The following is a 12638-nucleotide window of genomic DNA, read 5'->3' on the forward strand; positions in this document are numbered from 1 at the left end:
CCATGCCCGACGTCATCATGCCCCGCCTCTCCGACACCATGGAGGAGGGCGAACTCAGCCGCTGGATGAAGCAGGTCGGCGACGAGATCCACAAGGGCGACGTACTCGCCGAGATCGAAACCGACAAGGCCACCATGGACCTCGAAGCCTTCGATAACGGCATTCTCGAGCAGCTGCTCGTCGTCGCCGGCGCCCTCGTGCCCATCGGGGCACCCGTCGCCCGTATCGGTGACGGCAGCAACATCGTCGAGGGCGCAACGACGCCCGCCGCGCCGGTAGCGGATGCCGCGGCTCCGGCCGCGCCCGCCGCCGCCGTTACCGCTGCGGCAACGCCCGCCGTCGTGGCACCCGCGTCGGCAACGCCCGCCCCGGCAGCGCCCGCTGCCCCGGTGTCAACCGGCGAGCTGCGCACGTCGCCGCTGGCCCGCAAGATCGGCCGCGAGCACGGCATCGACCTGCACACTATCGCGGGCACCGGGCCGCAGGGCCGCATCACCCGCACCGACGTCGACACGGCCATCGTCGCGCAGGAGGCCGCAGCATCCGCTTCGACGGCACCGGTCGGTCCCGTCGCAGCACCAGCCCCAGCCCTAGCAGCCGTGTCGGCCGACTCGGTCTCCGTACCGGTCAGCCGCATTCGCGCCGTCACGGCCCGCCGGCTCACCGAGAGCCAGGCCGTGCCGCACTTCTTCCTCACCAGCGTCGTCGATGTGGCACGCCTGGTCGCGTTCCGCGCCGAGGTGAACGAATCACTCGCCGCGCTCGGCACCAAGGTCAGCCTGAACGACCTGTTCGTGCGGGCCAGCGCGGTCGCGCTCCGCGCACACCCCGAGGTGAACGCATCCTGGGGCGACGGCGTCATCCTGCGCCACAACCACGTCAACGTCGGCGTGGCGGTCGCGACCGATGACGGCCTGCTGGTGCCGGTCGTCGCCGACGCCGACCAGAAGTCCCTCGCCGCCATCGCCACCGAGACGCGCGCCCTGGCCGGCCTCGCCCGCACCGGCGGTCTGTCGCTGGCTCAAATGTCGGGCGGCACCTTCACGATCAGCAACCTCGGCATGTTCGGGATCGATTCGTTCACCGCCGTGCTCAACCCGCCGGAGGCGGGAATTCTGGCCATCGGTGCTGCCAGCGACGTTCCCGCCGTTCGTGATGGCGTGCTCGTGTCGGTGCCCACGGTGAAGATCACCCTGACCGTAGACCACCGGGTACTCGACGGAGCCGTCGCCGCCGCGTTCCTGCGCGACCTGACCCAGCTGCTCGAGGAACCGCTGCGCATCGTTCTCTAACGCGGGCCGCCCCGGCTCCCGCGCGGCTCGGGCGCCGGCAGCACCTCTTTGGCCGCCACGACGTCGGCCATGGCGAGCGTGACCAGCCCGCGCTTGGTCTCCACCGAAACGGATGCCGCGCCGCGGCCGCGCAGAAAGCCCAGCGCGTCGGTGTAACCACCAGGGATGCGGGTGCGCACGACGACCCTGGTGCCGAGCGGGGCATCCGCTAGAAAGGCGACGGGGGAGGTCATCGCATGAGGCTGTACTCTTCGACCCTCGCCGATTCGCCGGCGATGAGAATGATGTCGCCGTCTTCGATCACGGTGTCGAGCGAGGTGTAGCTCCAGCCCGCGCCGGGCCGGTGAAACGCCGTGACGGTGATGCCGTAGCGCGCACGCACCTTGGCCTGGCCGAGGGGCACGCCGATCAGCGCGCGCGGCGGCGCTGTCTTGACCAGCGCGAAGTTCTCGCCGATCTCGATGTAGTCCTGCATAGCGCCGCGCACCAGGTGGGCGACCCGCTGCCCCATGTCCTTCTCCGGGTAGATGACGTGGTTGACGCCGAGCTGGGTGAGGATCTCCCCGTGCGGGTCGCTGACCGCCTTGGCCCAGATGTTGGGAATGCCCAGCTTGAGCAGCAACGAGGCGGTGAGAATATTCGCCTGGATGTCGCCGCCGATCGCCACGACCACGCTGGAGAAGTCCGGCACCGAGAGCTCCCGCAGGGTCGCCTCCTTGGTCGAATCGGCGCGCACCACGTGGGTGAGCAGGCGGTTGTGCAGCTGCACGACCTCTTCGTCGCCGTCGATGCCGAGCACCTCGGTGCCGCTCTTCATGAGCTCGAGGGCCAGGGCGCTGCCGAACCGGCCCAGCCCGATGACGACGACCGACTCAGCCTCGGCCAGGCGGGAAGGGTCGCGATGCCCGAACATCGAATATTTAGCCAATGATCGGCCTTTCTTTGGGGTACTCATAGGTAGAACGCCGCTCGCGCAGAGCAATGGCCGAGGCGAAGGTGATGGGTCCGAGCCGACCGATGAACATGAGCAGAATCAAAATGATCTGCCCCTCCCACGGCAACCCCGCAGTAATGCCGGTGGACAGTCCCACGGTTGCGAAGGCGCTGATGGTCTCGAACAGCAGCGCATCCATGGAAATATCCGTCATGAGCATGAGTGCCGCGGTGGCCGCGATGATGACGCCGACGGCGAGCAGGACGATCGTGATGGCCTCCCGGTGCACCGCCCGCGAGAGCCGCTTGCCGAACACGTTCACGGCCACCTGGCCGCGCACCTCGGTCCACAGAATGAAGAACAGCACGGCGAAGGTCGTGATCTTGATCCCGCCAGCGGTTCCGGCCGGGCCCCCACCGACCAACATCAGAATGTCCATGCCGAGCAGGCTCGCGGAGTCCAGCTGACCAATGTCGACGCTGTTGAATCCCGCAGTACGCGTCTGCACCGCCTGAAAGAAGCCGGCCAGCAACTTGCCCGACCAGTCCAGCGGACCGAGCGTATTCGGATTCGACCATTCAACCGCGGTTATATATACCGTTCCGAGAACGAGCAGTGCGATCGTGCCGGCGAGGACGATGCGGGTGTTCATGGTCCAGGTGCGAATGGACCAGCTGAACGGACGCGTGCGCAACTGCCGCGTCAACTGCACGATCACCGGAAAGCCAAGGCCACCGAGAATGACGGCGGCGCAGATCGGCAGGCAGATCCAGGCATCCGTTGCGTAGCCCATAAGATTGTCGCTGAACAGGGCGAAGCCGGCGTTATTGAAGCTCGACACCGAGTGGAACACGCCCAGCCAGATGGCCCGACCCACGGGCTCGTCATAGCCAAGCATGAACCGCAGCGCGAGCACTACGGCCACGGTGAGTTCAATCGCGAGTGAGATGCGTACGACGCCGAAGACGAGCCCCTTCACGTCTTCGAGCCCGACGCTTTTGGTTTCGGCAGCCGCCGTGATGCGCGATCGGAGGGAGAGCTTGCGGGCGATCGCCAGACCCACCACCGAGGCGAACGACATGATCCCGAACCCGCCGATCTGAATCAGCAGCAGAATGACGATCTGACCGAACGGCGTCCAGTACACCGCGGTATCAACGACGGTCAGCCCGGTGACGCAGACCGCGCTCGTCGCGGTGAACAGCGCCTCGAGAAACGAGGCCCCGCCCGGTCCGACCTTGGCGTTGGGCAGCATCAGCAGCGCCGTACCACCGAGAATGGTCAGGGCGAAGCCCGAAACGACGACTTGCGCCGGATGCAGCCGGTGCCGCTTCGTTGTATTGCCGCGTTCGCGGACGGCCCGTGAGTGCACGCAGCCAACTCTACGCCGAGCGTGCCACATCGGGTCGTTGTCGATTCGTCGTCATAGAATTTACTCGTTTCAGACCGCTTCGTCTACCCCCTCGGGGTAGGAGAGGAATACCGCTCGAAGTGCGGGATACTGAACCTGAAGGGTGAGACGAAACACATGGTGCGCGAGGGGAACGAGCCGGATGGAATGCAGATTTTGCGACCCCGGCGAAAGCTGGTGGCGCGGTCGATCATCGCTGCGCTGTCATTCATCGTGCCCCTGCTGATCGTGCTGTATTGGCTCGCCATTCCCCGCGACACTTGGATGTTTGTCGCCGCCGTTCAGCTCGGCCTGACCGTTCTCGGAGCGGTCGCCGTGTTCGGAGCCCGCAACATGTGCGTCACCGTGACGGGTGCGCGCTTGGAGAGCCGAGACCTGTTGGGCCGACTGACCACGATTGGAACGGCTGATATTGCCACCGTCGTGCTCGTCGATCTGTACCAGAACGGGACGGTCGACACGCTCCCGCACCTGTACCTGCTGGACGCCGCCGGCGACGTGCTGCTCCGCCTCCGGGGTCAGTTCTGGCCCCGATCGGGCTTCGAGAACATGATCGATACGCTCGGGGTGACCGTCGTGCGCCCGCCCGACCCGCTCACCGCGGCCGAGCTTGGGCGACTCCGCCCGCAGCTGGTGCATCGCTGTACGCGGCACGCTGCTCGCCTGGGCCTCTAGAGCCTCCGCCGGTAAGTGCGGCTGGCCCCCGGTTTTAGTGCCCCCGGCCAGACACGACGTCGGCTACCCGCGCGAGCGGCGACGTCGTGCGTCGCCCGGCGAGCTCGGCTCGATCCGCCAGCGAATAGGCCCGGTAGAGTGCGGTGACGGCGAGCCAGCGCAACGGTTCCGGCTCCCACGCGCGCACCCGGTGGTTCACCCATGGCAGGTGCACGAGGTTGCTGTCGCGGCCGAGAATCAGATCCCCGTCAGTGTGCGCCCGGCCAGGTTCGTGGTGGCGACTCCGGTACCCACATAGCCGCCGGCCCAGGCCAGTCCGGTCTGCGGGTCGAGACCGACGGTGGCCGCCCAGTCTCGTGGTACGCCAAGCACGCCGGACCAGGCGTGGTCGATGCGAGCGCTTTTCGTCGCCGGAAAGAAGCTCACCAGAATGTCGCGGAGGGCGTCGACGGTGGCCTGCGGGGTCTGGCCGTCGGCATCCGTTTTCGAACCGAAGCGGTACGGCACGCCGCGCCCGCCGATGGCGATGCGGTCGTCGCTGGTGCGCTGTGCGTACATGTAGGCGTGGACCATGTCGCCCAGGGTTTCCCTGCCCGACCAGCCAATACTCGCCCACACGGATGCCGCGAGCGGCTCGGTCGCGATCAGCGACGAATTCATGGGGAGCGAGGTTCGGTGCAGTCCTCTGAGGCCGGCGGTGAACCCCTCGGTGGCACGCACGACGATGCGCAGCTGCGGTGCCGCTTTCTTGAGGTAGTACGCCGTCCACAGCCCGGTGTAGCCGGCACCGACTATGACGACATCGGCCCGGGTCGACCCGGCCAGGGGCGCGCGCGGCACTGGCCGACCGAGCTGGTTCCACCAGAATGAGACATCGCCGTTGCGCGCGGCGTGCCGCACGTCGGTCATGATCCCGCCCGACGCTGGCGCCGAGCGGGGAGCGGCACATCCGTCATGCTGGGGTCCCCTTCTGGCGTGCGCGCTCAAGTCTTCGCCGGGCGGCAAGTTCTCGTTCACCGTCGAGCTTGGCCGCAACCGGAGCCCACAGTACGACAGCGACCCCGGCGCCGAGCAGCAGGCCACCGATGGTGTCGGTGAGCCAGTGCGCGCCGAGGTAGGTGCGGCTGAGCAGCATCACGATCGTGTACGCGGCTCCGGCGAGCGCCACCCACAGGCGGGGAAAAATGATGGCGAGGCAGACGGCCATGGTCGCCGCATTCGAGACGTGTCCGGACGGAAACGAGCCGAAATCCGAGGTGACCAGCATATTTTCGGGTCGAGCTCGTCCGAACAATTGCTTCAGGAGTTGCACCCCGCCCGCACTCAGCACGGTCGCCACGAGGTAGTACCCGGCGGCCCAGGGCCGATTGATGAGCACAATCGCGAGGGTGATGGCCAGCGGAACGATGAGCACGCCGAACAGTCCGCCGCCGAGCGCGTTCATAAACAGCGACGGAATTTCCCAGATCGCCGAGCGGTGCTCGATGATCTCGTCCATCCACTCGGTGTCGACCTCGAGGGCGACGCCGTTCGCGCGCACGACCACGACGAGGCCGAGCAGGGCCGCCAGGGCCACGGCGGAGAGCCCGCTAATGACGGGCCAACGGCGGGAGATGCGGCGGGCCGCTCGGTCTGCGGCGCGCTCCGGGTTAGTCATCCCGCCATCGTAGGGCTGCCCGCTGTATTCGGCCACGCACCGGGCCGAGCCCGCGGCCATCCGCTCAGTATTCTGCGTGTGCTCGGGCCGCGCACATTGCGGACGGGGCCCAGGCCCCGTCCCTGGGCCCAGTTTATAGACTGGGCCCGGGGCTACAAGGTGGGCCCGGGCGCCGAGCGGCCGCGGCCTAGCGGCCGAGCGCTGGCACGGTGCGCGGGCGCACGATCAGCCAGAGCGAGAGGAGCGAAACCACCGCGGTGACGCCCATAACGGATGCCATCGGTATCGCCGTTCCCACTCCGAGCACTCCCACAATCGGCGAGATCAGACCAGCCACCCCGAAGTTGGCCGCACCGAGCAGTGATGCCGCGGTGCCGGCCTCATGTCCGTGCGCGTTCAAAGCGATGACCTGCACGCTCGGCAGCGTGAAGCCGCAGGCCGCAATGAAGAACCAGAGCGGAACCAGGGTTCCCCACAGTCCCATGCCGGCCAGGTCGAGCAGCACAATGGCAGCGGCGGTGAGCAGCAGCACGACCGTGGAGACCGAGAGAATCCACTGGGGTCCAATATTGAACCGGTGCATCAGGCGCGAGCTCAGCTGCACGCCGGTGACCACACCGAGGGAGTTGACGGCGAACAGTAGACCGTATTCCTGCGGGCTGAACTGGTAGACATCCTGAAACAGAAACGGCGACGCCGACAGGTAGGAGAACAGCCCGGTGAACGTCATCGCCCCGATGATGGCGACACCCACGAAGGTGCGGTCGCTCAGCACGGCCTTGTAGCGCTGGGCCAGGGTGTTGTGGCCCTTGGCGTGGCGCTCGTTTTCGGGCAGGGTCTCCACGATCCAGAAGGCGACGGCCAGAATCACGATGACACCGTAGGCGGCGAGCACCCAGAAGATGCCGCGCCAGTTCATCACGAGCAGCAGCTGCGACCCGATCACCGGCGCCAGCACGGGCGCGAGCCCGCTGACCAGGGCGAGGCGGGAGAGCATACGCACGAGCGGCTTGCCGCCGAACAGGTCGCGCACCATGGCCATCGCGACGACCGCGCCGGCCGCGGCGCCGAAGCCCTGCAGCACCCTAAATACAGCGAGCATGACGATCTCGTTCGACAGCGCAGCGCCGACACAGGCCAGAATATGCACACCGGTCGCGAGCATCAGCGGCAGCCGGCGCCCGACCTTGTCGCTCCACGGCCCCACCACCAGCTGCCCGAATCCGAAACCGATCATGGTGCCGGTCAGCGTCAGCTGAATGACCGACGGCAGCACCCCGAATTCGCTCTCCAAAGTCGGAAAGGCCGGCAGGTAGAGGTCGATCGTGAACGGGCCGAGGGCCGTGAGGGCGCCGAGAATGAGAATGTAGACGATTCGCTGACGCCTGGTCAGTTTGTCCCCGGGGTGCGCGGCTTTGGAAGCGAGTTGCGCGGCGCTAACCACGGGAATGCTGGCAGTAATCACGAAAGCGGATGTCCTTGGCTGGTTGAGAAAGTTGGTGCGGCAGTGTCGGCCGCTCTAAAGCCAAGCAGGGGTAGACCCGTAGTATTCCCTCGATCCTGCTGCGGGTCCACCAGCAGTGCCTCGAAAGCGAGTTCGGCCGCCCCGATCATGAGCAGGTTGGAGCCAAGCACAGCTGGCGCGATGCTGACCTCCGCGAATGCGGCGGGAAGAGTCAAGGCGGCGACGGCAACGTTCAAACGCTCCGGGTCAACCGCGTGGAGCGCGGCGAGAAAACCGCCGAGCACGATGAGCTGCGGGTTGAGCATGTTGACGGCGCTGGCCAGGGCGATGGCCAGGAAATCGAGCTGTCGATTCACCAGGTTGCGCACGATGAGCGAGTCGGAGGCGAGCAGCGCGCGTTCGAGGGTGTCGGCATCCGTTTCGCCGGCCTGCAGGCCGAGCGCGGCGAGCAACGCGTGACGGGTGACCTCGGCTTCGAGGGTGCCCGCGATGCCAGCCGAATCGGTGTCGATGCCGTCGCTCACCCGAGTGTGGCCGAACTCCCCCGCATACCCGGCCTGGCCACCAGCGGCGACGCCCCCGATCACGAGGCCGCCTCCGATGCCGCTCGACCCGCCGTTGAGATAGACGAGGTCGGTCAGGCCTTGACCGGAACCGAAATAGCGTTCGGCCGTGACACCAAGGCTCGCGTCGTTGGCCGCGACGACCGGAATGCCCGTCGCAGCGGCAAGCAGGTCGCACAACGGCTCGTCGACCCAACCGAGATGCGGAGCGTGACGCACCAGACCGTCACTCGCACGCACGAGACCGGGCACCGCCACTCCTATTCCGATTATGGAATATTCGCCGAGGTCGCGCTTCAGCTTCGCCACAATGCCCGCGGTGATCGTGACGGCCTCAGCGATTGACGGCGACGACGGCGTGGCATAGCGGATGAGCCGGTGGACGACGCCGCTGAGGGCGACGGCTCCCACGGTGATCGCGTCGATTTCAGGATTCACCGCAATGGCCACGATTCGGTCGCTTGCCGCCACGATCGGGCTCGGTCGCCCGGCGAGCTTCGTGGGGTCGGGAGTGCGTTCCTCGACCAGGCCGCGCTCGACCAGCTCCGCGACCAGCGCGCCGATCGTCGACCGGTTCAAGCCGGTCAGTCGGGTGAGCTGGGCGCGCGACGCTGCGCCGCCGCGATGCACGAGGCGCAGGATGATCGACAGGTTGTGCCTGCGCACATCGTCATGGTTATTGCCCTGCATGGCGTCCACTGCTCTCGGCTTCCGGCTCGCTTTTTTCGGTCAGAAGTCAGGTTACTGCGCCGGATGAGCTCGACGGGTGATACGTTGCCAATGTCAACAAATCATCAAGGGTGCTGACAGACTTGCGGCGCCAGACAGGGACGTCATGGAGTTTCGATACCTCGGCAACAGCGGATTGAAAGTTTCAGAAATAACCTACGGCAACTGGCTCACCCACGGGTCTCAGATTGAGAACGACACCGCGACGGCCTGCGTGCGCGCGGCCCTCGACGCCGGAATCAGCTCGTTCGACACCGCAGACGTCTACGCCAACACCGTCGCCGAACAGGTATTGGGCGACGCCCTACGCGGCGAACGCCGACAGTCCCTCGAAATCTTCACCAAGGTCTTCGGCCCGACCGGCCCCAAGGGACACAACGACACCGGCCTCTCCCGCAAGCACATCCTCGAGTCGATCGACGGCTCGCTCAGCCGACTGCAAACGGATTACGTCGACCTCTATCAGGCCCACCGGTACGACGTGGAGACCCCGCTCGAGGAGACGATGCAGGCCTTCGCCGACGTCGTGCGCCAGGGCAAGGCCCTCTATATCGGGGTAAGCGAGTGGAACGCGACGCAGCTACGCGCCGGCCACGCCCTCGCCACCGACCTCGGCATTCAGCTCATCTCCAACCAGCCGCAGTACTCGATGCTGTGGCGCGTGATTGAATCCGAAGTGGTTCCGGCCGCCGAGGAGCTCGGCGTCTCTCAGATCGTCTGGTCCCCCGTGGCTCAGGGCGTGCTCACCGGCAAGTACCTGCCTGGTCAGGCACCACTGAACGGCAGCCGAGCAACGGATGCTCAGGGCGGCGCCAACATGATCAAGCGTTGGATGAGCGAGCCGGTGCTCACCGGTGTGCAGAAATTGCGCCCGATCGCTGACGAGCTCGGCCTCACCATGGCGCAGCTCGCGCTCGCCTGGGTGCTGGCCCATAAGAACGTCGCATCCGCAATCATGGGGGCGTCCCGGCCCGAGCAGGTCGCCGACAACGCGAAGGCCGCCGGTGTGCACCTCGACGCGGACGTGCTCACGAGAATCGACACCGCCGTGCGCGACCTGGCCGAGTTCGACCCGCGCAAGACCACCTCGCCGGAGCAGCGCGAGGCGTAAGCCAGCGGCATCCGCTTTTAGAATCAAGGAGTATTCATGAGAATCGCCGTCACCGGTGGCAGTGGCAAGCTCGGGCGCAGCGTTGTTGCGCGCCTGACGAACGAGGGCCACGTCGTCACCAACCTCGACCGCACGGGTTCTCGCGGTTCGGGATTTACTACGATCGACCTTACTGATTATGGCCAGGTCATCGACGTGATGTTCGGCATCGACGACCGCACGGACGGATTCGACGCCGTCGTGCATCTGGGGGCAATCCCGGCTCCTGGCCTTCTGCCCGATGTGGCCACCTTCCACAACAACATGCTCGCGACCTTTAACGTCTTCCAGGCCGCCCGCCGGGCCGGAATCAAGACGATCGTCTATGCCTCGAGTGAGACGACCCTCGGTCTGCCATTCGATATCGACCCGCCCTACATTCCCGTCGACGAGGAGTACCCGGCCCGGCCGGAGAGCACGTATTCACTCGTGAAACACCTCGAGGAGCAGATGGCTATCCAGCTCGTGCGCTGGGATCCGCTGTTGAGTATCACGGCGCTGCGCTTCTCCAACGTGATGGACGAGGACGACTACGCGGCCTTCCCCACATTCAACGACGACGCCACCCTGCGCAAGTGGAATCTGTGGGGCTACATCGACGGTCGCGACGGCGCCCAAGCCGTGCTGCGGGCGCTCGAACGAGCCCAGCCGGGTTTCGAGACGTTCATCATCGCGGCCGCCGACACGGTGATGAGCCGGTCGAGCGCGAGCCTGGCCGCCGAGGTCTTTCCGAGCGTCAGAGTCGTCAAGGCGGTCGGAGAACACGAGACCCTGTTATCGATCGACAAGGCGAAGCGGATGCTCGGCTTCGCCCCCGAGCACAGCTGGCGCGATCACGTGTAATGCGCCACTATCGGTAGTCAACGTGGGCGCTCGACAAACGCGTTCCGAAACTTGTCCGCCGGATCAAGCCGATCAACAAGGGCTCGAAAATCGCCGAGCCGGGGGAAGCTGGTCGCAAGCGTCTTGGCATCCGTCTGAAAGAGTTTGCCCCAATGCGGCCGCACCGCGAAGGGGGCCAGCGCCGCTTCGAGGGCCGGCAGCAGCAGCGCGATCCGGGCGCATCGTTTCGATCGCTGCGACGGCATGCTCGCGCGGCACGTGGTGTTCGCTTTGCAACTTTTCGCCGTTGCTCGGAGTGAAGGCCATCCGAAAGTGCGCCAGTCGCTCGGACCAGGGTCCGGCCACGCCGAGTTGCTCGGTGCGAGGCCCCAGCCACGAGCTCTTGTACTTCATCGATCGATGTCGGATGCACGATCGGAGCCCCGTAGCGGTAGTTCCGAGCCCAATTGCGTTCATTCTCCTGCTTCATGCCGGCCGCTTCACGAGATTTGATGTTCGGGACAACTTACCGGACCAGTAGGTTCACCTGGGCTTGGTGGCACTCGAATTCTGGAGCTACCCGGATGCGGCGGATTCGCTAGTCCGGCTATTGACGACTGCACCCACTCTCGGTATATGTTTGAGTAATCAACAAATCATCGATGCAGCTGAATTGGACGTCCTGACATGACACCGAGCGACCTGACCCCCACCCGTGACGACAAGTTCTCCTTCGGGCTCTGGACCGTCGGCTACAACGGCAGTGACCCGTTTGGTGGTCCTACTCGCCCCAAGCTCGACGTCGTCGATGCCGTGACCAATCTGGCCGAGCTCGGCGCCTACGGCCTCACCTTTCACGACGACGATCTGTTCGACTTCGGTTCAACGGATGCCGCCCGCCAGCAGCAGATCGACCGCCTCAAGCAGGCGCTCTCCGACACCGGGCTCATCGTGCCGATGGTCACCACAAACCTATTCAGCGCCCCGGTTTTCAAGGACGGCGGATTCACCTCGAACGACCGAGCCGTACGCCGGTTCGCGCTCCGCAAGGTGCTGCGCAACATCGACCTCGCTGCCGAGCTGGGCGCGAAGACGTTCGTCATGTGGGGCGGCCGCGAGGGCGCCGAGTATGACGCGGCCAAGGACATCCGTTCGGCGCTCGAGCGTTACCGCGAGGCCGTGAACCTACTCGGGGACTATGTCACCGACAAGGGCTACGACATCCGCTTTGCCATTGAGCCCAAGCCCAACGAACCCCGTGGCGATATTCTGCTGCCGACCGTCGGCCACGCAATGGCGTTCATCGAAACGCTCGAGCGGCCCGACATGGTCGGCGTGAACCCCGAGGTCGGGCACGAGCAGATGGCCGGGCTCAACTTCGCCGCCGGCATCGCGCAGGCGCTGTACCAGGGCAAGCTGTTCCACATCGACCTCAACGGTCAGCGCGGCATCAAGTATGACCAGGACCTGGTCTTCGGCCACGGCGACCTGCAGAACGCCTTCGCTCTGGTAGACCTCCTCGAAAACGGCGGCCCGAACGGAGGCCAGACCTACACCGGGCCGCGCCATTTCGACTACAAGCCGAGCCGCACCGAAGACGTCGCCGGAGTGTGGACCAGCGCTGCGGCCAACATGCGCACCTACCTGCTGCTCAAGCAGCGGGCTGCGGCATTCCGCGCCGACCCCGAGGTGCAAACGGCCCTCGCCGCGTCGAAGGTACCTGACCTGTCGAACAACACCCTCGCCCCGGGCGAAAGCTACGACGATCTGCTGGCGGACCGCGCCTCCTACGAGGACTTCGACGCCGACGCCTACTTCGGCGGCAAGGGCTTCGGCTTCGTGCACCTGCAGCAGCTGGCCCTCGAGCACCTGCTCGGCGCTCGCTAGCTCCACCATTCCGCACCTACGTGGCAAATTCCAAAGAACCGAATGCGACCGCC

13 protein-coding genes and 1 pseudogene are annotated in these 12638 nt (G+C 65.9%); 5 read left to right on the forward strand and 9 right to left on the reverse strand.

Annotated elements, in window-relative coordinates; all coding sequences use genetic code 11:
- Window positions 1-2: 2 nt before the first annotated feature.
- Complete coding sequence (locus BLS91_RS08775; RefSeq protein ID WP_092340352.1) at window positions 3-1292, forward strand: dihydrolipoamide acetyltransferase family protein; 1290 nt, start codon at window positions 3-5, stop codon at window positions 1290-1292.
- Here the strand turns inward: BLS91_RS08775 and BLS91_RS08780 are convergent.
- Genes BLS91_RS08780 through BLS91_RS08790 form a run of 3 tightly spaced genes read right to left on the reverse strand, consistent with a single transcriptional unit; the run spans window position 1289 to window position 3598 of the window.
- On the reverse strand, window positions 1289-1525 hold the full coding sequence (locus BLS91_RS08780; protein WP_092340353.1) for a putative acetyltransferase: 237 nt from the start codon (window positions 1523-1525) through the stop codon (window positions 1289-1291). The two genes, BLS91_RS08775 and BLS91_RS08780, sit on opposite strands and share 4 nt — an antisense overlap.
- Complete coding sequence (locus BLS91_RS08785; RefSeq protein WP_233197457.1) at window positions 1522-2220, reverse strand: potassium channel family protein; 699 nt, start codon at window positions 2218-2220, stop codon at window positions 1522-1524. The genes BLS91_RS08780 and BLS91_RS08785 overlap by 4 nt, the downstream gene beginning before the upstream one ends.
- The gene (locus BLS91_RS08790; protein WP_233197458.1) at window positions 2213-3598 is read right to left on the reverse strand and encodes a TrkH family potassium uptake protein; all 1386 of its coding nucleotides are present in this window, start codon (window positions 3596-3598) and stop codon (window positions 2213-2215) included. The genes BLS91_RS08785 and BLS91_RS08790 overlap by 8 nt, the downstream gene beginning before the upstream one ends.
- A 186-nt stretch (window positions 3599-3784) precedes the next feature.
- On the opposite strand from BLS91_RS08790, the gene BLS91_RS08795 reads away from it, so the two are divergent.
- Window positions 3785-4312, forward strand: a complete 528-nt coding sequence (locus BLS91_RS08795) for a hypothetical protein (protein ID WP_134505331.1) — start codon at window positions 3785-3787, stop codon at window positions 4310-4312.
- A gap of 34 nt (window positions 4313-4346) precedes the next feature.
- Here the strand turns inward: BLS91_RS08795 and BLS91_RS21305 are convergent, their stop codons facing one another.
- From BLS91_RS21305 to BLS91_RS08815, 5 genes are all read right to left on the reverse strand, one after another.
- Window positions 4347-4526 (reverse strand): hypothetical protein, encoded by a 180-nt coding sequence (locus tag BLS91_RS21305; protein ID WP_476728480.1) that lies wholly within the window; start codon window positions 4524-4526, stop codon window positions 4347-4349.
- 23 nt (window positions 4527-4549) lie between these two features.
- Entirely contained in the window at window positions 4550-5221 is a 672-nt protein-coding gene (locus tag BLS91_RS08800) for an NAD(P)/FAD-dependent oxidoreductase (protein WP_476728481.1), read from the reverse strand.
- Window positions 5222-5264: 43 nt separating this feature from the next.
- Window positions 5265-5969 carry a phosphatase PAP2 family protein gene (locus BLS91_RS08805; protein ID WP_092340516.1) on the reverse strand — a complete coding sequence of 235 codons (705 nt, stop codon included), beginning with the start codon at window positions 5967-5969 and terminating at the stop codon, window positions 5265-5267.
- Window positions 5970-6156: 187 nt separating this feature from the next.
- Entirely contained in the window at window positions 6157-7434 is a 1278-nt protein-coding gene (locus BLS91_RS08810) for a multidrug effflux MFS transporter (RefSeq protein WP_233197459.1), read from the reverse strand.
- The gene (locus BLS91_RS08815; RefSeq protein WP_092340356.1) at window positions 7431-8687 is read right to left on the reverse strand and encodes an ROK family transcriptional regulator; all 1257 of its coding nucleotides are present in this window, start codon (window positions 8685-8687) and stop codon (window positions 7431-7433) included. The genes BLS91_RS08810 and BLS91_RS08815 overlap by 4 nt, the downstream gene beginning before the upstream one ends.
- Window positions 8688-8832: 145 nt before the next feature.
- Between BLS91_RS08815 and BLS91_RS08820 the strand changes: the two genes are divergently transcribed.
- Both BLS91_RS08820 and BLS91_RS08825 read left to right on the forward strand, forming a co-directional pair.
- Window positions 8833-9837, forward strand: coding sequence for an aldo/keto reductase family protein (locus BLS91_RS08820; RefSeq protein ID WP_092340357.1), 1005 nt, complete (start codon window positions 8833-8835; stop codon window positions 9835-9837).
- 36 nt (window positions 9838-9873) lie between these two features.
- Entirely contained in the window at window positions 9874-10719 is an 846-nt protein-coding gene (locus tag BLS91_RS08825) for an NAD-dependent epimerase/dehydratase family protein (protein ID WP_092340358.1), read from the forward strand.
- Window positions 10720-10736: 17 nt separating this feature from the next.
- Here BLS91_RS08825 and BLS91_RS08830 read toward each other — a convergent pair.
- Window positions 10737-11079: pseudogene (locus BLS91_RS08830) on the reverse strand (D-arabinono-1,4-lactone oxidase); the annotation flags it as partial.
- A 306-nt stretch (window positions 11080-11385) separates the two neighbouring features.
- Here BLS91_RS08830 and xylA point away from each other — a divergent pair.
- Entirely contained in the window at window positions 11386-12585 is a 1200-nt protein-coding gene (gene xylA / locus BLS91_RS08835) for a xylose isomerase (protein WP_092340359.1), read from the forward strand.
- Window positions 12586-12638: the final 53 nt, after the last annotated feature.

This window comes from Cryobacterium flavum, from assembly GCF_900103805.1.
In the GTDB taxonomy this organism is placed as follows: Bacteria; Actinomycetota; Actinomycetes; order Actinomycetales; family Microbacteriaceae; genus Cryobacterium; species Cryobacterium flavum.

What these genes read in the sequence shown, in the direction of transcription:
- BLS91_RS08825 (WP_092340358.1), top strand. Translation starts at nt 9,874, where the DNA reads ATGAGAATCGCCGTCACCGGTGGCAGTGGCAAGCTCGGGCGCAGCGTT.
- BLS91_RS08815 (WP_092340356.1), bottom strand. Translation starts at nt 8,687, where the DNA reads ATGCAGGGCAATAACCATGACGATGTGCGCAGGCACAACCTGTCGATC.
- BLS91_RS08820 (WP_092340357.1), top strand. Translation starts at nt 8,833, where the DNA reads ATGGAGTTTCGATACCTCGGCAACAGCGGATTGAAAGTTTCAGAAATA.
- BLS91_RS08800 (WP_476728481.1), bottom strand. Translation starts at nt 5,221, where the DNA reads ATGACCGACGTGCGGCACGCCGCGCGCAACGGCGATGTCTCATTCTGG.
- xylA (WP_092340359.1), top strand. Translation starts at nt 11,386, where the DNA reads ATGACACCGAGCGACCTGACCCCCACCCGTGACGACAAGTTCTCCTTC.
- BLS91_RS08780 (WP_092340353.1), bottom strand. Translation starts at nt 1,525, where the DNA reads ATGACCTCCCCCGTCGCCTTTCTAGCGGATGCCCCGCTCGGCACCAGG.
- BLS91_RS08775 (WP_092340352.1), top strand. Translation starts at nt 3, where the DNA reads ATGCCCGACGTCATCATGCCCCGCCTCTCCGACACCATGGAGGAGGGC.
- BLS91_RS08795 (WP_134505331.1), top strand. Translation starts at nt 3,785, where the DNA reads ATGCAGATTTTGCGACCCCGGCGAAAGCTGGTGGCGCGGTCGATCATC.
- BLS91_RS08805 (WP_092340516.1), bottom strand. Translation starts at nt 5,969, where the DNA reads ATGACTAACCCGGAGCGCGCCGCAGACCGAGCGGCCCGCCGCATCTCC.